This window comes from Citrobacter braakii (assembly GCF_002075345.1).
Classification (GTDB): Bacteria; Pseudomonadota; Gammaproteobacteria; order Enterobacterales; family Enterobacteriaceae; genus Citrobacter; species Citrobacter braakii.
Window position 1 is genome coordinate 42,741 of record NZ_NAEW01000003.1, and the last position, 19,253, is coordinate 61,993.

Genomic DNA, 19,253 nt, shown 5'->3' on the forward strand with positions numbered 1-19,253 from the left:
TGACCCATGACAGATAAACGCAAAGATGGCTCGGGCAAATTGTTGTACTGCTCTTTTTGCGGCAAAAGCCAGCATGAAGTGCGTAAGCTGATTGCCGGACCATCCGTGTATATCTGCGACGAATGTGTTGATTTATGTAACGACATCATTCGCGAAGAGATTAAGGAAGTAGCACCGCACCGTGAACGCAGTGCGCTGCCGACGCCACATGAAATTCGCAACCACCTGGACGATTACGTTATCGGTCAGGAGCAGGCGAAGAAAGTGCTGGCGGTCGCGGTATACAACCATTACAAACGTCTGCGCAACGGCGACACCAGCAATGGCGTCGAGTTGGGCAAAAGTAACATCCTGCTGATTGGCCCGACGGGTTCCGGTAAAACGCTGCTGGCTGAAACGCTGGCACGCCTGCTGGACGTTCCGTTCACTATGGCCGATGCCACCACGCTGACCGAAGCTGGTTATGTGGGTGAAGATGTTGAAAATATTATTCAGAAACTACTGCAGAAGTGCGATTACGACGTGCAGAAAGCACAGCGCGGGATCGTCTATATCGATGAAATCGACAAGATTTCTCGTAAGTCTGACAACCCGTCCATTACCCGTGACGTTTCTGGCGAAGGCGTACAGCAGGCGCTGTTGAAACTGATCGAAGGTACGGTTGCTGCCGTTCCACCGCAGGGGGGGCGTAAACATCCTCAGCAGGAATTCCTGCAGGTTGATACCTCCAAGATCCTGTTTATCTGCGGCGGTGCCTTTGCCGGTCTGGATAAAGTCATTGCTAACCGTGTTGAAACGGGCTCCGGCATTGGTTTTGGCGCAACGGTAAAAGCGCAGTCTGATAAAGCCAGTGAAGGTGAACTGCTGTCGCAGGTGGAGCCGGAAGATCTGATCAAATTTGGTCTGATCCCTGAGTTCATCGGGCGTCTGCCGGTTGTAGCGACGCTGAGCGAACTGAGTGAAGAAGCGCTGATCCAGATCCTGAAAGAGCCGAAAAATGCCCTGACCAAGCAGTACCAGGCGCTGTTCAATCTTGAAGGTGTTGATCTGGAATTCCGTGAGGAAGCGCTGGATGCGATCGCCAAAAAAGCGATGGCACGTAAAACCGGTGCTCGTGGTCTGCGTTCTATCGTCGAAGCCGCACTGCTTGACACTATGTACGATCTGCCTTCTATGGAAGACGTCGAAAAAGTGGTGATCGATGAGTCGGTGATTGGCGGCCAGAGCAAGCCATTGCTGATTTACGGTAAGCCGGAAGCGCAGCAGGCATCTGGCGAATAATTCATCAATTCATACAGACATTTAATTAATAAGGGGGGATTTTATCTCCCCTTTTATTTTTCCGTAAACATGGCGTTGAATGTGTGGGAAACATCCCCATATACTGACATACATGTTAAAGGTGGTGTGGAGCACAGTCGTACCACCTGATTACCTGGCGGAAACTAAACTAAGAGAGAGCTCTATGAATCCTGAGCGTTCTGAACGCATTGAAATCCCCGTATTGCCGTTGCGCGATGTGGTGGTTTATCCGCACATGGTCATACCCTTATTTGTAGGGCGGGAAAAATCTATCCGTTGTCTGGAAGCGGCTATGGACCATGATAAAAAAATCATGCTGGTTGCCCAGAAAGAAGCGTCAACGGATGAGCCGGGTGTAAACGATCTTTTCACCGTCGGGACCGTGGCCTCTATTTTGCAGATGCTGAAACTGCCTGACGGCACCGTAAAAGTGCTGGTCGAGGGGTTACAGCGCGCGCGTATTTCAGCGCTGTCTGACAACGGCGAGCACTTCTCTGCGAAAGCGGAGTACCTCGACTCGCCTGCTATTGATGAGCGCGAACAGGAAGTGCTGGTGCGTACCGCTATCAGCCAGTTCGAAGGCTATATCAAGCTGAACAAGAAAATCCCGCCCGAAGTGCTGACGTCGCTGAACAGCATTGACGATCCTGCACGTCTGGCGGACACCATCGCTGCGCACATGCCGCTGAAGCTTGCTGACAAGCAGTCCGTACTGGAGATGTCCGACGTTAACGAACGTCTGGAATATCTGATGGCGATGATGGAGTCTGAAATCGATCTGCTGCAGGTTGAGAAACGCATTCGCAACCGCGTGAAAAAGCAGATGGAAAAATCCCAGCGTGAGTACTATCTGAACGAGCAGATGAAAGCCATTCAGAAAGAGCTCGGCGAGATGGACGATGCGCCGGACGAAAACGAAGCGTTGAAGCGTAAAATCGACGCGGCGAAAATGCCGAAAGAGGCAAAAGAGAAAGCGGAAGCAGAACTGCAGAAGCTGAAAATGATGTCTCCGATGTCAGCGGAAGCGACCGTAGTCCGTGGCTACATCGACTGGATGGTTCAGGTGCCATGGAATGCGCGTAGCAAGGTCAAAAAAGATCTGCGTCAGGCTCAGGAAATCCTCGATACCGACCATTACGGTCTGGAACGCGTCAAAGACCGTATTCTTGAGTATCTCGCGGTTCAAAGCCGTGTGAATAAAATCAAGGGGCCGATCCTGTGCCTGGTTGGGCCGCCGGGGGTAGGTAAAACTTCTCTGGGACAGTCCATCGCTAAAGCAACCGGACGTAAATACATCCGTATGGCGCTGGGTGGCGTGCGTGATGAAGCTGAAATTCGCGGTCACCGCCGGACCTATATTGGTTCGATGCCGGGTAAACTGATCCAGAAAATGGCTAAAGTGGGCGTTAAAAACCCGCTGTTCCTGCTTGATGAGATCGACAAAATGTCTTCCGACATGCGTGGCGATCCGGCTTCCGCACTGCTTGAGGTGCTGGATCCAGAGCAGAACGTGGCGTTCAGCGATCATTACCTGGAAGTGGACTACGATCTCAGCGACGTGATGTTCGTTGCGACCTCTAACTCCATGAATATTCCCGCACCGTTGCTGGATCGTATGGAAGTGATCCGTCTGTCCGGGTATACCGAAGACGAGAAGCTGAACATTGCTAAACGTCACCTGTTGCCGAAACAGATTGAGCGTAACGCGCTGAAAAAAGGCGAGCTGACGGTCGACGATAGCGCCATTGTGGGCATTATTCGTTATTACACCCGTGAAGCTGGAGTGCGTAGTCTGGAGCGTGAAATTTCCAAACTGTGCCGTAAAGCGGTGAAACAGCTGCTGCTCGACAAGTCGCTGAAACATATTGAGATCAATGGCGACAACCTGCACGACTACCTGGGCGTACAGCGCTTTGACTATGGCCGCGCGGACAACGAAAACCGCGTTGGCCAGGTAACCGGTCTGGCATGGACGGAAGTTGGCGGCGATCTGCTGACCATCGAAACCGCTTGCGTACCGGGTAAAGGTAAGCTGACCTACACCGGTTCTCTGGGTGAAGTCATGCAGGAATCCATTCAGGCTGCGCTGACCGTGGTGCGCGCGCGTGCGGAAAAACTGGGCATTAATCCGGACTTTTACGAAAAACGCGACATCCACGTTCACGTACCTGAAGGGGCGACGCCGAAAGACGGTCCAAGTGCGGGTATTGCCATGTGTACCGCGCTGGTTTCTTGTCTGACCGGTAACCCGGTTCGCGCCGACGTGGCGATGACCGGCGAGATCACCCTGCGTGGCCAGGTTCTGCCTATTGGTGGTTTGAAAGAAAAACTGCTGGCAGCACACCGTGGTGGTATTAAAACGGTCTTAATTCCAGACGAAAACAAACGTGACCTGGAAGAGATTCCGGACAACGTAATTGCCGATCTGGACATCCATCCGGTGAAACGCATTGAGGAGGTTCTGACGCTCGCGTTGCAAAATGAGCCCTCCGGAATGCAGGTTGTGACCGCAAAATAGTGACCTCGCGCAAAGAGCACTAATAAAAACAGGGCTGGCAGACCATTTCGGACTTGCCAGCCTTTTTTTGTATAGCTAATTTAGATGACGGATTGGGCTTGCCATCATTAACGGGTGTTGTAAGGGCATGGCAGGCCTGATATAACTGCTGCGCGTTCGCACTTTGAAGGATTCAGGTGCGATATAAATTATAAAGAGGAAGAGAAGAGTGAATAAATCTCAACTGATCGACAAAATTGCTGCAGGGGCTGATATCTCTAAAGCTGCGGCTGGACGTGCGTTAGATGCAATTATTGCTTCTGTTACCGAATCTCTGAAAGAAGGTGATGACGTAGCGCTGGTAGGTTTTGGTACTTTTGCCGTTAAAGAGCGTGCTGCCCGTACTGGTCGCAACCCGCAAACAGGTAAAGAGATCACCATCGCCGCGGCTAAAGTACCGGGCTTCCGTGCAGGTAAAGCACTGAAAGACGCGGTAAACTAAGTGATTTCCCCTTTGGGGATGTGACGAAGTACAAGGGCGCATCGACTGATGTGCCTTTTTTATTTGTAATTCCGGTACTTTCTACGCGTTGTGGGCTGACAATTGCCCCTGTTTCTTGTCACAATAGGCCTTTGTACGCAGCGTTCAGGAAACGCTATGCTGCGTGAAGCATATATACTCAAAATCCTTGCCGCCGCTGTTGTGACAACGCGCAGGCGGCTTGAGAGATAACGCGTATAGTCATCTACAGCGGAGTGTGGTTACACCATGATGGACAGCTTACGCACGGCTGCTAACAGTCTCGTGCTCAAGATTATTTTCGGTATCATTATCGTGTCGTTCATTTTGACCGGCGTGAGTGGTTACCTGATTGGCGGGGGCAATAACTTCGCCGCCAAAGTGAATGGCCAGGAGATTAGCCGCGGGCAGTTCGAGAATGCGTTCAACAGCGAACGTAACCGCATGCAGCAACAGCTGGGCGATCAATACTCCGAACTGGCTGCGAACGAAGGCTACATGAAAACGCTGCGTCAGCAGGTGCTGAATCGTCTTATTGACGAAGCGCTGCTGGATCAGTACTCCCGCGAGCTTAATCTCAACATCAGCGACGATCAGGTTAAACAGGCTATTTTCGCCACGCCTGCGTTCCAGGTGGACGGTAAATTTGATAACAATCGCTACAACGCGATTGTTAATCAGATGGGAATGACCGCAGACCAGTACGCTCAGGCATTACGTAATCAGCTTACTACCCAGCAACTGATTAACGGCGTTGCCGGTACGGACTTCATGCTGAAAGGCGAAACGGACGAGCTGGCGGCGCTGGTCGCACAGCAGCGTATCGTTCGCGAGGCGACAATTGACGTTAACGCACTGGCCGCGAAGCAGTCTGTTACCGAGCAGGAAGTTGCCAGCTACTACGAGCAGAATAAAAACAACTTTATGACGCCGGAACAGTTCCGCGTGAGCTACATCAAGCTGGATGCTGCTGCTATGCAGGAGACGGCCAGCGATGCTGATATTCAGGCTTATTATGACCAGCATCAGGATCAGTTCACTCAGCCGCAGCGTAACCGCTACAGCATCATTCAGACCAAAACGGAAGATGAAGCCAAAGCGGTACTGGACGAGCTGAACAAAGGCGGTGATTTCGCTGCGCTGGCAAAAGAAAAATCTGCTGACATCATCTCTGCCCGTAAAGGCGGCGATATGGGATGGCTGGAAGATTCCACCACCCCGGATGAGCTGAAGAATGCCGGTCTGAAAGAGAAAGGCCAGCTGTCAGGTGTGATTAAGTCTTCCGTTGGTTTCCTCGTTGCGCGTCTTGACGACGTGCAGCCTGCGCAGGTTAAACCGCTGAGCGAAGCGCGTGACGACATTGCGGCGAAAGTGAAGCAGGAAAAAGCGCTGGATGCCTACTATGCGCTGCAGCAGAAAGTGAGCGATGCCGCCAGCAACGATAACGAATCCCTGGCGGGCGCGGAGCAGGCGGCGGGTATGAAAGCGGTTGAAACGGGCTGGTTTAGCCGTGACAGCCTGCCGGAAGAGCTGAACTTCAAACCGGTCGCTGACATCATTTTCAATGGTGGTTTGGTTGGTGAGAACGGTACGCCTGGCAGTAACTCCGACATCATCACCGTGGATGGCGATCGCGCGTTTGTATTGCGAATTGCAGAGCACAAAGCTGAAGCCGTTAAACCACTGGCTGAAGTGAAAGATCAGGTAACTGCGCTTGTTAAGCACAATAAAGCAGAGCAGCAGGCGAAGCTTGATGCCGATAAACTGCTGGCGGATCTGAAAGCTGGTAAAGGCGATGAAGCCATGAAAGCGGCGGGTCTGAGCTTTGGCGAGGCGAAAACGCTGAGCCGTACGGGTCAGGATCCGCTGAGTCAGGCGGCCTTTGGCCTGAGCCTGCCGGCGAAAGATAAACCGAGCTACGGCGTGGCGAACGACATGCAGGGTAACGTTGTACTGCTGGCGCTGGACGAGGTGAAAGCCGGTTCTATGCCTGAAGAGCAGAAGAAAGCGATGGTTCAGGGGATTACCCAGAACAATGCGCAGATTGTCTTTGAAGCGCTGATGAGCAACCTGCGTAAAGCCGCAAAAATTAAAGTCGGTGACGCGCTGGAACAGCAGCAATAACCGAGGCTACTCGCAAAAAATTGCAAAAAGTTGTATCAACCAAAGGCCGCTTTCGCGGCCTTTTCCATTTCTGATATTTGCCGTTTGTCTGCCGTTCTGCACCTCGCTATCGTGATTCCACTGTTAACAAACAAGGAGAAAACAGTATGAAACATGGAATCAAAGCCCTGCTTATTACCCTTTCATTGACCTGCACCGGTATGGCTCAAAGCGCACTGGCTGCAGAGCCAGTCGCCAAAAGCCAGGCGACTCAAGCCAAAGCGGATGCTACGGGAGTAGCACAAAGCAAAGCCACGCAACCGGCTAAAGCGAGCGATGATGAAGGCACTAGGGTAAGCATCAACAGCGCTTCTGCGGAGGATTTAGCGCGAGTCATGAATGGCGTAGGTCTGAAGAAAGCACAGGCGATTGTCAGCTATCGTGAGGAGTACGGGCCGTTTAAAACGGTGGAGGACTTAAAGCAGGTGCCGGGCATGGGGAGTTCGCTGGTAGAGCGCAATCTGGCAGTTTTAACACTTTAATAACTTGCAGAGTGCTGAAAGTTTGCCAGACTGTAGAGGTCATACCAGTTATGACCTCTTACCCTGAAGTGTGTTCCTATAAAAACAACGTAAGGCTCCTGCGCTATGCAAACACAAATCAAAGTTCGTGGTTTTCATCTTGATGTCTATCAGCACGTTAACAATGCTCGCTATCTTGAGTTTCTGGAAGAAGCCCGCTGGGATGGCCTGGAAAACAGCGACAGCTTTCAGTGGATGACCGCACACAACATCGCTTTTGTGGTCGTGAATATTAACATTAACTACCGCCGCCCTGCGGTGCTGAGCGACCTGCTGACCATTACCAGTCAGGTGCAACAGCTAAATGGCAAAAGCGGTGTGTTGAACCAGACTATCACCCTGGAGCCGGAAGGACAGGTGGTGGCAGACGCGTTGATTACCTTCGTCTGTATTGATTTGAAAACGCAAAAGGCGCTACCGCTGGAAGGGGAGTTGCGCGAAAAACTGGAGCAGATGGTGAAGTGATGGAAGGAAGCCTGACGGCGCTTTGCTTATCAGGCTTACGGGCGATATTGACCACGGTGAACGTCGAAAGCCGGATAAGGTGCGTGCACCGCCATCCGGCAAATCGATCACTTTAGTCCTGTTTTCTGCTTCATTGCCGCCATCACTGCCGGTTTATCTGCCAGATAATGGTTCAGGCCGTTGGCGCGCAGATTACAGGCCGCGCAGTGACCGCAACCGTCACCTTTGATGCCGTTATAGCAGGTCAGCGTTTCTTCGCGTACCAGGTCCAGCTTGCCCCAGTAATCGGCCAGTGCCCAGGTTTCGGCTTTATCGATCCACATCAGCGGGGTTTCAAAGCGGATATCTTTCGCCATTCCCAGGCTTACGGCATGGTTCAGGGCTTTGACGAACTCATCGCGGCAGTCCGGATATCCAGAGAAATCCGTTTCACAAACGCCGGTAATGACCGCCTCCGCCTGCACCTGATACGCGTAAATCGCCGCCAACGTTAAAAACAGAATATTGCGCCCTGGCACAAAGGTATTGGGAATGCCGTTCGCATCCGGTTCGTAATCGGGTACCGGAATATTATCGCGGGTCAGGCTGCTGACGGCCAGTTCGCTGAGCAGCGTTACATCAAGTACCTTGTGCGCACGCGCGCCAAGTTTTAAGGCCAGGTCACGTGCGACATCAATCTCAGTGCGATGGCGCTGACCATAATCAAAGGTCACGCAGTGCACTTCATCATACTGATGCAGCGCTTGCGCCAGACAGGTTGTGGAGTCCTGACCCCCACTGAATACAACAACGGCACGTTTCATGGTTTTTCCTGACAAATAACGAAACCCTTATGGTAGCGCCTGGGCGTGTCGCCGACCAGCTTCTTCACGCCGACGGAGGCGGTAGCCAGGCTTCGGTAAATTCAAACCAGCCGCGAGGATTCAGGCGTACGCCGTTCACGCCCGGCGGAGCGCTAATACGATAGTGATAATTGAACAGCGGTGTCAGGGTCGCGTCATGCATCAGCGAGGCGAAAACGTGTTGTAAAGCCGCATGACGATCGTCCTCATCGGCCTGGATTTGCAGGGCATCCAGGGTGGTTTGCAGATGAGTATATGCTGGCGAGCTCAATACATGTGACCAGAGCTGATCGCAGCGCAGCCACTGTTCGAGGGTATATTCAGGTGCTTCGCCAATCAGCCTGTCTCCCATCATCAGGTCGGCCTGGGCTAAAGGATGGTCGCCATCCCAGTTTTTAGCATTATGAAAAATAAGCGTTAATTCACAGCCGAGTAGCGCCAGCGCCTGGCGAAGCTGTTCAGCCATGGCGTGCAACTCTACCGGCAGGTGATAGGCCAGCGTAAGTTTTTCCGGTAGCGGCACGTCGTCCAGTTCATCCCATTGGGGGATCGTCCATCCCGGCAGCAGCGCATTGCTTGGCGTGATCAGGTTTTCATCCACGTCAAGCGTTTGTAGCAGGGAAGAACGGTGGATAATATTGACCAGGCGACGGGCCTGCTGCGTATTCAGCCGCGCGCTTTTTCTGAGCGTGAGATAGCAGAAACCGAGGCTGATCCCGCTGCTTACCTGGCTTAGCATGGGAAGCTCTTCGGGTTTACCAATTGCAATTTGAACCGGATGGCGACAGCTGGTGCCCAAATCCTGGGAGAAAAGCTGCGGGGTTATCCAGTATTCAATGGCTTTTAGTAGCGGATGACTCAGGTGGTAGTGATCGTGACTCTCGATGCGCACCAGGTCTGGGGTAAACAGCGTCAACCGAAACGGACCGGTACCAACAAACGGGAGTTCGGGATGTGCCAGGTGACTGCTGTAGCTTGCCAGACGATGCGCCAGCCAGAAGTCGGGGCGATGCAAAATAAAGGTTAGGCACTGGGGATGCGTCACCTCAATGTGCTTTACGCTGATAAACAGCTTATTTAACGCGGGTAGCTCTAACAGCTTCAGCAACTGTTGATGTAGCTGTGTGCTGCTGACCGCATCGCCGTTATGCCAGTACAGGGTGGAACGAATATAGAAATCCCAGCGCTGGCCGTCGGCGGAGATATTCCAGTGGTGGGCTAAATCTCCGCAGGGGCGTTGCGTAATACTGTCGAACCGGGTCAGGCCCGAGAATATTTGTCCGGCGAGGTGTTGCTCTGCGCGACCGGGGAGAAATCCAGGGTGCAAAGGGTCGAGCTGGCGGTAATAGGGGATACGCAGGGTTGGCGTGTCGTTTTGCCACTGACCGCCCATAAACGGCTGGAGCAGCGTTCTTAATTCTCCCGGCGCCAGCTGAGCCAGCTCCAGTACGCTAAGTTGCTCCCCCTTTTGCAGCGCTTGCTCCATCATAATGCTCCGTAGCGAATCTGGCGTCACCAAAAAGCGCAGTTGCCCGCGTTTCCCACGCCCCGACTGGGCGTGCCACTCCAGCCAGCCAGCATCCTGCGCTTGCTTCAGCAGGGTACGCACGTGGCGCTCGCTGCAAAAACAGCGTTCTGCCAGCTCCCCGACGGTCACCGACTGCGGTTCTCCCGCCGACGGCTGCCACAGGCGTTGGTACTGATTCAGGCGATTCAACAATCTCATATACACGTCATCCTTCAAGCTACCTCTTTGTTGGCGGCGTTAATTCACCCCAGTCACTGCATGCTCCTGGACGTTCATTCACTTACCGCCTGGATGCAACTTGAATGATTTTGTGTAATAAACCCGGAACAATTCATTTTATATATTCACTATTACTTCCGTATATCTCAGGTGATACTGAATCACAAGTTAACCGCGTCACAGTGTGGAGAAAGAAATGGCTCGTCTGGCTGCATTTGATATGGATGGCACCCTTTTGATGCCGAATCACCATTTAGGTGACGAAACGCTTTCAACGCTGGCGCGCCTGCGTGAACGCGAGATCACCCTGACATTTGCCACCGGCCGCCATGTGCTGGAGATGCGCCATATTTTGGGGTCTATCTCACTGGACGCCTTTTTGATCACGGGTAACGGCACGCGCATTCACTCTGTTGAGGGCGATGTATTGCACCGTCAGGATCTGGATCCGACTGTGGCGGATATCGTGTTACATCAGAAGTGGGATACTACAGCCAGCATGCATGTCTTTAATGACAACGGTTGGTTCACCGGACAAGAGATCCTATCGCTGCTACAGGCGCATGTGTATAGCGGATTTCGCTACCAGATCGTCGATGTGAAACGTATCCCGGCTCATCAGGTAACGAAAGTCTGTTTCTGTGGGGATCATGACTCCCTGATCCAATTACGCATTCAACTGAATGAGGCGCTGGGTGAGCAGGTAAATCTCTGTTTTTCCGCGGTTGATTGCCTTGAGGTGCTGCCGGTGGGCTGTAACAAAGGGTCGGCGCTGGCGGTACTAAGCGACCACTTAGGTTATTCAATGGCCGAATGTATGGCGTTTGGCGATGCCATGAACGATCGCGAAATGTTAGGTAGCGTTGGGCGCGGCCTGATTATGGGTAACGCGATGCCACAACTGATTGCTGAACTGCCGCATTTGTCGGTGATTGGGCATTGCCGCAATCAGGCGGTGTCACACTTTTTGACGCATTGGCTGGACAATCCGCATCTACCTTATTCCCCCGAATGAGAGATCCCTTCCAGCAAGCCAGACTTCGCGTCTGGCTTTTTTTATCCCATTAATGGGTGTTCAGAAGCCGGGTGAGTTCCGCTTTCCACGGCGTTAAATCACCGATGTGCGTGTCGATCCACTGCGGGTTGTAGTAGGTTTCAAGATAGCGTTCGCCGCTGTCGCACAGCAGCGTGACCAGTGAACCGCTTTCTCCGGCATCGCGCATACGGGCGGCAAGTTGCAGCGTTCCCCACATGTTGGTGCCGGTTGAAGCGCCGACTTTGCGGCCCAACTGCGTTTCCAGCCAGTGTGCGGTGGCCACGCTTGCGGCATCCGGCACGCGCAGCATTTCATCGACTACGTCAGGAATGAAGGAGGGTTCGACACGTGGGCGGCCGATGCCTTCGATTTTGCTTCCTACCGGGCTGCGTAACGTTGCATCGCGATCCTGCCAGAAGGGCAGAAAGACTGAGTTTTCCGGATCCACCACCATCAGGCGGGTGTCGTAGCCCTGACAGCGAATATAGCGGCCAATGGTTGCAGAGGTGCCGCCGGTTCCGGCGCTCATTACAATATGGCGGGGGACAGGGTTGGGCTCGCACTGCATCTGACGGAAGATGCTGTCAGCAATATTGTTATTGCCACGCCAGTCGGTAGCGCGCTCAGCATAAGTGAACTGGTCCATGTAATGACCGTTCAGCTCACGCGCCAGCTGTTCAGAGGCCGCATAGATTTCACAGGCGCTTTCCACGAAATGACAGCGACCACCGTAAAACTCAATCTGTTCAATTTTACGCTTCGCCGTACAGGAAGGCATGACGGCAATAAACGGCAGCCCTAACAGTCGGGCGAAATAAGCCTCAGAGACCGCCGTTGAACCGGACGATGATTCAATGATGGTGGTGCCTTCTTTAATCCAGCCATTGCACAATCCGTACAGAAACAGTGAACGCGCCAGACGATGCTTCAGGCTCCCGGTGGGATGCGTGCTCTCATCTTTTAAATAGATCTGAATGCCCGGGAACGCCGGTAGCGACAGACGAATGAGATGCGTATCCGCAGAACGCTGATAATCCGCGTTGATTTCATTGATGGCGTTTTTAACCCAGGAGCTATTCATCATTAATAGATATCCATTTGTCATTTTGTGCCAAGAATAGCGAAAAGCACGGAAAAAATTGTTGCCATTTAGCCTTTAAAATAGAATGTAAGGAGAAAATTCTTCTCTGTGGAGTGGATATGTTAGACAAAATTGACCGTAAGCTGCTTAGCTTACTGCAACAGGACTGCACCCTTTCTTTGCAGGCGTTAGCAGATGCCGTTAATCTGACTACCACCCCCTGCTGGAAACGCCTCAAACGGCTTGAGGATGACGGTATCCTGCTGGGTAGAGTCGCCCTGTTAGATCCAGAAAAACTGGGGCTGGGGCTGACCGCGTTTGTGCTGATTAAGACTCAGCATCACAGCAGTGAATGGTATTGCCGCTTTGTCACCGAAGTCACCGGTATGCCGGAGGTTCTGGGGTTCTGGCGTATGGCTGGGGAATATGATTACCTGATGCGAGTGCAGGTCGCCGATATGAAAAGCTACGATGAATTTTATAAGCGCCTGGTGAACAGCGTACCGGGCCTGTCTGACGTCACCTCCAGCTTTGCGATGGAACAGATTAAATACACAACTGCTCTCCCTATTGAATAACTCTCCCGGCGCTTATTGCCGGAAATCTTGTCAGGACATAACGCGTGCGATTATTTGCTCAATTAAGCTGGTACTTCCGCCGGGAGTGGCGTCGCTACCTCGGGGCGGTGGCCCTGCTTATCATCATCGCTATCCTTCAGCTTATTCCGCCGAAAGTGGTCGGGATCATTGTGGATGGCGTGACGACTCAACGCTTCACCACCGAGTGGCTGCTGATGTGGGTGGGAACAATTGCCCTGATTGCAGTGGTGGTTTATTTGCTGCGCTATGTCTGGCGCGTGCTGCTGTTTGGCGCATCCTACCAACTAGCGGTTGAGCTGCGGGAAGATTATTACCGTCAGTTGAGTCGCCAGCATCCAGAATTTTATCTGCGTCACCGCACGGGCGATCTGATGGCGCGTGCGACCAACGATGTCGATCGCGTCGTATTTGCCGCCGGAGAAGGCGTGCTGACGCTGGTAGATTCGCTGGTAATGGGATGTGCGGTGCTGATCGTGATGTCAACGCAGATAAGCTGGCAGTTGACGTTAATTGCGCTGCTGCCGATGCCGGTGATGGCGTTGATGATCAAACGTTACGGCGATCGACTCCATAACCGCTTTAAGCTGGCGCAGGCGGCGTTTTCCAGTCTCAACGACCGTACTCAGGAAAGCCTGACCAGTATTCGCATGATTAAGGCCTTCGGTCTGGAGGATCGGCAATCGGCATTATTTGCCGCCGATGCCGAAGATACCGGTAAGAAAAACCTGCGCGTGGCGCGCATTGACGCCCGCTTTGATCCCACGATTTATATCGCCATTGGCATGGCTAACCTACTGGCGATTGCTGGGGGAAGCTGGATGGTGGTGCACGGTTCGCTGACGCTCGGCCAGCTCACCAGCTTTATGATGTATCTCGGTTTGATGATTTGGCCGATGCTGGCGCTGGCATGGATGTTTAACATCGTCGAACGTGGCAGCGCGGCGTACAGCCGTATTCGCGCCATGCTGTCTGAAGCGCCGGTGGTGGATGACGGCACTGAACCGGTACCGGAAGGGCGTGGGGAGCTGGCGGTGGCGATTCGCGAGTTTTGCTACCCGCAAACGACACACCCGGCGCTGGAAAATGTGAACTTCCAGCTTAAACCTGGGCAGATGCTGGGCATTTGTGGGCCTACCGGCGCGGGGAAAAGTACGGTGCTGTCGCTGATTCAGCGTCATTTTGATATCACCCACGGCGATGTGCGCTTTCATGATATCCCCTTAACGCGATTACAACTGGATAGCTGGCGCAGCCGGCTGGCAGTTGTCAGCCAGACGCCATTCCTGTTTTCGGATACCGTTGGCAATAACATCGCGTTAGGACGCCCTCAGGCCACGCAGGAAGAGATCGAGTATGTGGCACGCCTTGCCAGCGTTCATGAGGATATTTTACGTCTTCCGCAGGGCTACGACACCGAAGTGGGCGAACGTGGGGTGATGCTGTCTGGTGGGCAAAAACAGCGTATTTCTATCGCTCGAGCGCTACTCCTGAACGCTGAAATCCTGATTCTGGATGATGCGCTGTCGGCGGTAGATGGTCGTACCGAGCATCAGATCCTGCATAACCTGCGCCAGTGGGGCGAAGGCAGAACCGTCATTATTAGCGCCCACCGTTTATCGGCCCTGACGGAAGCCAGCGAGATTATCGTGATGCAGCATGGGCATATTGCCCAGCGCGGCGAGCATGATGCGTTAGTGCAGCAGCCTGGCTGGTATCGCGATATGTACCGCTATCAGCAACTGGAAGCGGCGCTGACTGATGCACCAGAGATAAACGAGGAGGCGGCTAATGCGTAGTTTTGGGCAATTATGGCCGACCCTGAAAAGATTGCTGGCGTATGGCTCTCCATGGCGAAAACAGCTGGCTATTGCGGTAGTCATGCTGTGGGTGGCGGCTGCGGCGGAAGTCAGCGGTCCGCTGCTGATTAGCTATTTTATCGATAACATGGTGGCGAAGAATAATCTGCCGCTGGCGATGGTCGCCGGGCTGGTTGCGGCATATATCGGTCTACAACTGCTGGCGGCTGGCCTGCATTACGCGCAGTCATTGCTGTTTAACCAGGCGGCAGTTGGCGTAGTACAGCAGTTGCGCACCGACGTAATGGACGCTGCGCTGCGCCAGCCGCTCAGCGCCTTTGATACTCAACCCGTCGGACAGCTAATCTCCCGCGTGACCAATGACACCGAAGTTATTCGCGATCTGTATGTGACGGTGGTAGCAACGGTCCTGCGCAGCGCGGCATTAATTGGCGCCATGCTGGTAGCGATGTTCAGCCTTGAGTGGCGTATGGCGCTAGTGGCGATGGCCATTTTCCCGGCCGTGCTGGTGGTGATGGTGATTTATCAACGCTACAGCACCCCGATTGTGCGCCGGGTTCGCGCTTATCTGGCGGATATTAACGATGGCTTTAACGAAGTCATCAACGGCATGAGTGTTATCCAGCAGTTCCGCCAGCAGGCGCGATTTGGCGAGAGAATGGGCGAAGCAAGCCGCTCGCACTATATGGCGCGTATGCAAACCCTGCGACTGGATGGTTTTTTGTTGCGCCCGCTGCTTAGCCTTTTCTCGGCGCTGATCCTCTGCGGATTGCTGATGCTGTTCAGTTTTACCTCTGGCAGCTCGATCGAGGTTGGCGTGCTGTACGCGTTTATCAGCTACCTCGGCCGTTTGAATGAACCGCTGATCGAGTTGACCACTCAGCAATCAATGCTGCAGCAGGCGGTTGTCGCCGGTGAGCGAGTGTTCGAACTGATGGATGGGCCACGTCAGCGCTATGGTGAAGATGAGCGACCGCTAAAGAGCGGGGACATTGAGGTGGATAACGTTTCATTTGCCTATCGCGACGACAATCTGGTGTTGCAAAATATCAGTTTGTCCGTGCCTTCGCGCAGCTTTGTGGCTTTGGTCGGGCACACCGGCAGTGGTAAAAGCACGCTCGCCAGCCTGCTGATGGGTTACTACCCGCTGACGCAGGGGGAAATCCGCCTTGATGGACGGCCGCTGTCTTCACTGAGCCACGGTGCGTTACGTCAGGGCATCGCCATGGTGCAGCAGGATCCGGTGGTGATGGCAGATACCTTCCTGGCGAACGTCACGCTGGGCCGCGATATTTCAGAAGAGCGGGTATGGCAGTCGCTGGAGACCGTGCAACTGGCAGAACTGGCGCGAGGTCTGAGCGAGGGGATTCATACCCGGCTGGGCGAGCAGGGCAATAATCTCTCCGTTGGTCAAAAACAGCTGCTGGCGTTGGCGCGGGTGTTGGTTGAAACGCCGCAGGTGTTGATCCTCGACGAAGCCACGGCCAGTATTGACTCCGGTACTGAACAGGCCATTCAGCAAGCTCTGGCGGCGGTACGTGAACACACCACGCTGGTGGTGATTGCGCATCGGTTATCGACGATTGTTGATGCGGACACCATTCTGGTACTGCATCGCGGTCAGGCGGTTGAGCGTGGTACGCACCAGCAATTACTCGCGGCGCAAGGCCGTTACTGGCAGATGTATCAGCTGCAGCTGGCGGGTGAAGAGTTAGCCGCCAGTACGCAAGACGATTCTGTTATCGCCTGATGGCGCGGCGCTTATCCGGTCTGGGGCCAGCACGGTCTCGTAGGCCGGGTAAGGCGTTTACGCTGCCATCCGGCAATCAACAATCTGGTGCAAAAATGTAACGCACTATGCACCGTTATAGTGCGTTTTTTCTTTTTCTCTCCCGGAAGTACCCTGAGAACCTGAATCATCCCGCCTTTTTCATTTCTGGCACATCCCTTGCAATATTCCTCTCGTGTATCTGCAGCCACTACTGAATTCTGACTGGAGGGGATCTATGAAGCTGGTTACCGTGGTAATCAAACCGTTCAAACTGGAAGACGTCCGTGAAGCATTGTCGTCTATTGGTATTCAGGGGCTGACCGTCACCGAAGTGAAGGGGTTTGGCCGACAGAAAGGTCATGCTGAGCTGTACCGTGGGGCTGAATATAGCGTCAATTTTCTGCCGAAGGTGAAGATTGATGTGGCGATTGCCGACGACCAACTGGATGGCGTGATTGATGTCATCAGTAAGGCGGCATACACCGGAAAAATTGGCGACGGCAAAATCTTCGTCGCCGAGCTGCAACGTGTGATTCGTATTCGTACCGGCGAAGCCGACGAAGCCGCACTGTAACGTCTGGCACACAGTGATAGGAAACCAAAAAATGAAGATAGCAACGATGAAAACAGGTATTGCTTCACTGGCGCTGCTGCCGGGACTGGCGATGGCGGCACCGGCGGTTGCGGATAAAGCGGATAACGCTTTTATGATGATCTGTACCGCGCTGGTGCTGTTTATGACCATCCCTGGCATTGCGCTGTTCTACGGCGGTTTGATTCGCGGTAAGAACGTGCTGTCGATGCTGACTCAGGTTACGGTGACATTTGCTCTGGTTTGTATTTTATGGGTGGTTTATGGCTACTCACTGGCCTTTGGCGAAGGTAATAATTTCTTCGGCAACTTCAACTGGGTATTGCTGAAGAATATTGCGCTGACGGCGGTAACGGGGAGCTTCTACCAGTACATTCACGTTGCTTTTCAGGGCTCGTTCGCCTGCATCACCGTTGGGCTAATCGTCGGTGCGCTGGCTGAACGTATTCGCTTCTCCGCGGTGCTGATTTTTGTGGTGGTATGGTTAACGCTGTCGTACATCCCCATTGCTCATATGGTCTGGGGCGGCGGCTTGCTGGCTTCCCACGGCGCGCTGGATTTTGCCGGCGGAACGGTTGTGCACATCAACGCGGCGATTGCCGGTCTGGTAGGCGCGTATCTGATTGGCAAACGTGTAGGTTTTGGCAAAGAAGCTTTTAAACCGCATAACCTGCCGATGGTCTTCACCGGTACCGCTATTCTCTACATTGGTTGGTTTGGCTTTAACGCTGGTTCAGCGGGTACGGCAAATGAAATCGCCGCACTGGCCTTCGTCAATACCGTGGTCGCCACCGCTGCAGCCATCCTCGGATGGATCTTCGGTGAATGGGCGCTGCGTGGTAAACCGTCTCTGCTGGGCGCCTGCTCTGGCGCTATTGCGGGTCTGGTGGGCGTAACACCTGCATGTGGCTATATCGGTGTCGGCGGCGCGCTGATAATCGGTGTCGTTGCGGGTCTGGCAGGCCTGTGGGGCGTGACCATGCTGAAGCGTTTTCTGCGTGTGGACGATCCGTGTGACGTGTTTGGCGTTCACGGTGTGTGCGGTATTGTCGGCTGTATCCTGACCGGAGTTTTCGCTGCCAGCTCTTTGGGAGGCGTGGGCTTTGCCGAGGGCGTGACCATGGGGCATCAGCTGTTGGTGCAACTGGAAAGCGTGGCGATCACCATCGTCTGGTCTGGCGTGGTGGCTTTCATTGGCTATAAGCTGGCGGATATGACGGTTGGTTTGCGCGTACCGGAAGAGCAGGAGCGCGAAGGTCTGGATGTAAACAGTCACGGCGAGAACGCTTACAACGCCTGATTCTCAATTTGCCGGATGGCAACGCTTTTGCGCCACCATCCGGTAATTCTCAATTGCGATTACGCATTACCCCTTCCTGTACGGTAGAAGCGACCAGCACGCCATCCTGGGTATAAAACTCTCCGCGTACAAAGCCCCGGGCACCGGATGCCGAAGTACTCTCGACGTTATACAGCAGCCATTCATTGATATTAAACGGACGGTGGAACCACATGGAATGGTCAATGGTGGCGATCTGAATCCCTTTTTCCAGGAAGCCAATCCCGTACGGTTGCAGCGCAACAGGCAGGAAGTTCAGGTCTGAGGCATAACCCAGCAGATACTGATGGACGCGCAGATCGTCCTGCAGCACGCCGTTAGCTCGGATCCATACCTGGCGCGTCGGAGGTGCGACGTGACCTTTTAGGGGGTTATGAAACTCGACAGGGCGTACTTCCAACGGACGATCGTTGATAAATTTTTCTTTCAACAGCGGCGGCAGCAAATGCGCCACTGAGCGGGCAATTTCCGTTTCTGATTTCAGCTCATCGGGACCCGGCGCATCCGGCATGGTTTTCTGATGTTCAAATCCGTCTTCCGGTGCCTGAAAAGAGGCAGTCATGTAAAAAATGGGTTTACCATTCTGGATCGCGGCAACGCGGCGCGCGCTGAAGCTGTTACCATCACGCAGGACTTCCACATCATAGATGATGGGCTTTTGGCTATCGCCGGGGCGTAAAAAGTAGCTGTGAAAAGAGTGTACCAGACGCTCTTCCGGTACGGTTTCTTTTGCGGCATATAGCGCCTGACCGACAACCTGTCCCCCAAAAACCTGACGTAACCCTAAGTCTTCACTTTGGCCCCGAAAGAGTCCTTCTTCAATTTTTTCCAGATTTAACAATGTCAGCAAATTTTTCAGTGCCAGACTCATACGTGCTCTCCAGGTGATATCGATGTCGCAGCGAGGTAGGCAGAGTATAACGCAATTTTAAAAGTGGTCCGATGGGTGCAATTGTCTGAA

General features: G+C 53.5%; 16 protein-coding genes. 12 read left to right on the forward strand and 4 right to left on the reverse strand.

All coding sequences use genetic code 11. The features are described from left to right. Positions 1 to 6 precede the first annotated feature (6 nt). The 6 genes from clpX to fadM all read left to right on the forward strand — a co-directional run bounded on the left by clpX (position 7) and on the right by fadM (position 7,468). Positions 7 to 1,281, forward strand: a complete 1,275-nt coding sequence (gene clpX / locus BZK42_RS07410) for an ATP-dependent protease ATP-binding subunit ClpX (RefSeq protein ID WP_003831013.1) — start codon at positions 7 to 9, stop codon at positions 1,279 to 1,281. 184 nt (positions 1,282 to 1,465) lie between these two features. After that, positions 1,466 to 3,820: an endopeptidase La gene (gene lon / locus BZK42_RS07415; RefSeq protein ID WP_016152052.1), complete on the forward strand. Its 2,355-nt coding sequence runs from the start codon at positions 1,466 to 1,468 to the stop codon at positions 3,818 to 3,820. A 190-nt stretch (positions 3,821 to 4,010) separates the two neighbouring features. Beyond that, the gene (gene hupB / locus BZK42_RS07420; RefSeq protein WP_219352570.1) at positions 4,011 to 4,301 is read left to right on the forward strand and encodes a nucleoid-associated protein HU-beta; all 291 of its coding nucleotides are present in this window, start codon (positions 4,011 to 4,013) and stop codon (positions 4,299 to 4,301) included. A 267-nt stretch (positions 4,302 to 4,568) separates the two neighbouring features. Beyond that, positions 4,569 to 6,443, forward strand: a complete 1,875-nt coding sequence (ppiD, locus tag BZK42_RS07425; RefSeq protein WP_016152053.1) for a peptidylprolyl isomerase — start codon at positions 4,569 to 4,571, stop codon at positions 6,441 to 6,443. Positions 6,444 to 6,589: 146 nt separating this feature from the next. Next, positions 6,590 to 6,964 carry a helix-hairpin-helix domain-containing protein gene (locus BZK42_RS07430; protein ID WP_080858954.1) on the forward strand — a complete coding sequence of 125 codons (375 nt, stop codon included), beginning with the start codon at positions 6,590 to 6,592 and terminating at the stop codon, positions 6,962 to 6,964. A 105-nt stretch (positions 6,965 to 7,069) separates the two neighbouring features. Beyond that, entirely contained in the window at positions 7,070 to 7,468 is a 399-nt protein-coding gene (gene fadM / locus BZK42_RS07435; RefSeq protein ID WP_016152055.1) for a long-chain acyl-CoA thioesterase FadM, read from the forward strand. Between the two features lie 107 nt (positions 7,469 to 7,575). On the opposite strand, the gene queC is transcribed toward fadM, so the two are convergent. After that, positions 7,576 to 8,271: a 7-cyano-7-deazaguanine synthase QueC gene (queC, locus tag BZK42_RS07440; RefSeq protein WP_080858955.1), complete on the reverse strand. Its 696-nt coding sequence runs from the start codon at positions 8,269 to 8,271 to the stop codon at positions 7,576 to 7,578. A gap of 64 nt (positions 8,272 to 8,335) precedes the next feature. Next, entirely contained in the window at positions 8,336 to 10,036 is a 1,701-nt protein-coding gene (locus BZK42_RS07445; RefSeq protein WP_080858956.1) for an SgrR family transcriptional regulator, read from the reverse strand. A 217-nt stretch (positions 10,037 to 10,253) separates the two neighbouring features. Here BZK42_RS07445 and cof point away from each other — a divergent pair, with 217 nt between their 5' ends. Beyond that, entirely contained in the window at positions 10,254 to 11,072 is an 819-nt protein-coding gene (cof, locus tag BZK42_RS07450; RefSeq protein ID WP_080858957.1) for an HMP-PP phosphatase, read from the forward strand. A 49-nt stretch (positions 11,073 to 11,121) separates the two neighbouring features. Here cof and BZK42_RS07455 read toward each other — a convergent pair whose 3' ends face one another. Further along, positions 11,122 to 12,177: a PLP-dependent cysteine synthase family protein gene (locus BZK42_RS07455; RefSeq protein WP_094168793.1), complete on the reverse strand. Its 1,056-nt coding sequence runs from the start codon at positions 12,175 to 12,177 to the stop codon at positions 11,122 to 11,124. Between the two features lie 116 nt (positions 12,178 to 12,293). Here BZK42_RS07455 and decR point away from each other — a divergent pair, with 116 nt between their 5' ends. The 5 genes from decR to amtB all read left to right on the forward strand — a co-directional run bounded on the left by decR (position 12,294) and on the right by amtB (position 18,253). Beyond that, positions 12,294 to 12,752, forward strand: coding sequence for a DNA-binding transcriptional regulator DecR (decR, locus tag BZK42_RS07460; RefSeq protein ID WP_016152059.1), 459 nt, complete (start codon positions 12,294 to 12,296; stop codon positions 12,750 to 12,752). Between the two features lie 44 nt (positions 12,753 to 12,796). Further along, a complete protein-coding gene (locus BZK42_RS07465) occupies positions 12,797 to 14,569 on the forward strand; it encodes a SmdA family multidrug ABC transporter permease/ATP-binding protein (RefSeq protein WP_080858958.1) in 1,773 nt (590 codons plus the stop codon). Further along, the gene (locus tag BZK42_RS07470) at positions 14,562 to 16,340 is read left to right on the forward strand and encodes a SmdB family multidrug efflux ABC transporter permease/ATP-binding protein (protein ID WP_080858959.1); all 1,779 of its coding nucleotides are present in this window, start codon (positions 14,562 to 14,564) and stop codon (positions 16,338 to 16,340) included. Before BZK42_RS07465 ends, BZK42_RS07470 begins: the two co-directional genes overlap by 8 nt. A 256-nt stretch (positions 16,341 to 16,596) precedes the next feature. Then, a complete protein-coding gene (gene glnK / locus BZK42_RS07480; RefSeq protein ID WP_003021657.1) occupies positions 16,597 to 16,935 on the forward strand; it encodes a P-II family nitrogen regulator in 339 nt (112 codons plus the stop codon). A gap of 31 nt (positions 16,936 to 16,966) precedes the next feature. After that, positions 16,967 to 18,253 carry an ammonium transporter AmtB gene (gene amtB / locus BZK42_RS07485; RefSeq protein WP_008783954.1) on the forward strand — a complete coding sequence of 429 codons (1,287 nt, stop codon included), beginning with the start codon at positions 16,967 to 16,969 and terminating at the stop codon, positions 18,251 to 18,253. A gap of 49 nt (positions 18,254 to 18,302) precedes the next feature. Here amtB and tesB read toward each other — a convergent pair whose 3' ends face one another. Further along, on the reverse strand, positions 18,303 to 19,163 hold the full coding sequence (gene tesB, locus BZK42_RS07490) for an acyl-CoA thioesterase II (RefSeq protein WP_016152062.1): 861 nt from the start codon (positions 19,161 to 19,163) through the stop codon (positions 18,303 to 18,305). Positions 19,164 to 19,253 lie beyond the last annotated feature (90 nt).

Coding starts and splice junctions, on each gene's coding strand:
- clpX (WP_003831013.1), top strand. CDS start 7: ATGACAGATAAACGCAAAGATGGCTCGGGCAAATTGTTGTACTGCTCT.
- lon (WP_016152052.1), top strand. CDS start 1,466: ATGAATCCTGAGCGTTCTGAACGCATTGAAATCCCCGTATTGCCGTTG.
- ppiD (WP_016152053.1), top strand. CDS start 4,569: ATGATGGACAGCTTACGCACGGCTGCTAACAGTCTCGTGCTCAAGATT.
- BZK42_RS07430 (WP_080858954.1), top strand. CDS start 6,590: ATGAAACATGGAATCAAAGCCCTGCTTATTACCCTTTCATTGACCTGC.
- fadM (WP_016152055.1), top strand. CDS start 7,070: ATGCAAACACAAATCAAAGTTCGTGGTTTTCATCTTGATGTCTATCAG.
- queC (WP_080858955.1), bottom strand. CDS start 8,271: ATGAAACGTGCCGTTGTTGTATTCAGTGGGGGTCAGGACTCCACAACC.
- BZK42_RS07445 (WP_080858956.1), bottom strand. CDS start 10,036: ATGAGATTGTTGAATCGCCTGAATCAGTACCAACGCCTGTGGCAGCCG.
- cof (WP_080858957.1), top strand. CDS start 10,254: ATGGCTCGTCTGGCTGCATTTGATATGGATGGCACCCTTTTGATGCCG.
- BZK42_RS07455 (WP_094168793.1), bottom strand. CDS start 12,177: ATGATGAATAGCTCCTGGGTTAAAAACGCCATCAATGAAATCAACGCG.
- decR (WP_016152059.1), top strand. CDS start 12,294: ATGTTAGACAAAATTGACCGTAAGCTGCTTAGCTTACTGCAACAGGAC.
- BZK42_RS07470 (WP_080858959.1), top strand. CDS start 14,562: ATGCGTAGTTTTGGGCAATTATGGCCGACCCTGAAAAGATTGCTGGCG.
- glnK (WP_003021657.1), top strand. CDS start 16,597: ATGAAGCTGGTTACCGTGGTAATCAAACCGTTCAAACTGGAAGACGTC.
- amtB (WP_008783954.1), top strand. CDS start 16,967: ATGAAGATAGCAACGATGAAAACAGGTATTGCTTCACTGGCGCTGCTG.
- tesB (WP_016152062.1), bottom strand. CDS start 19,163: ATGAGTCTGGCACTGAAAAATTTGCTGACATTGTTAAATCTGGAAAAA.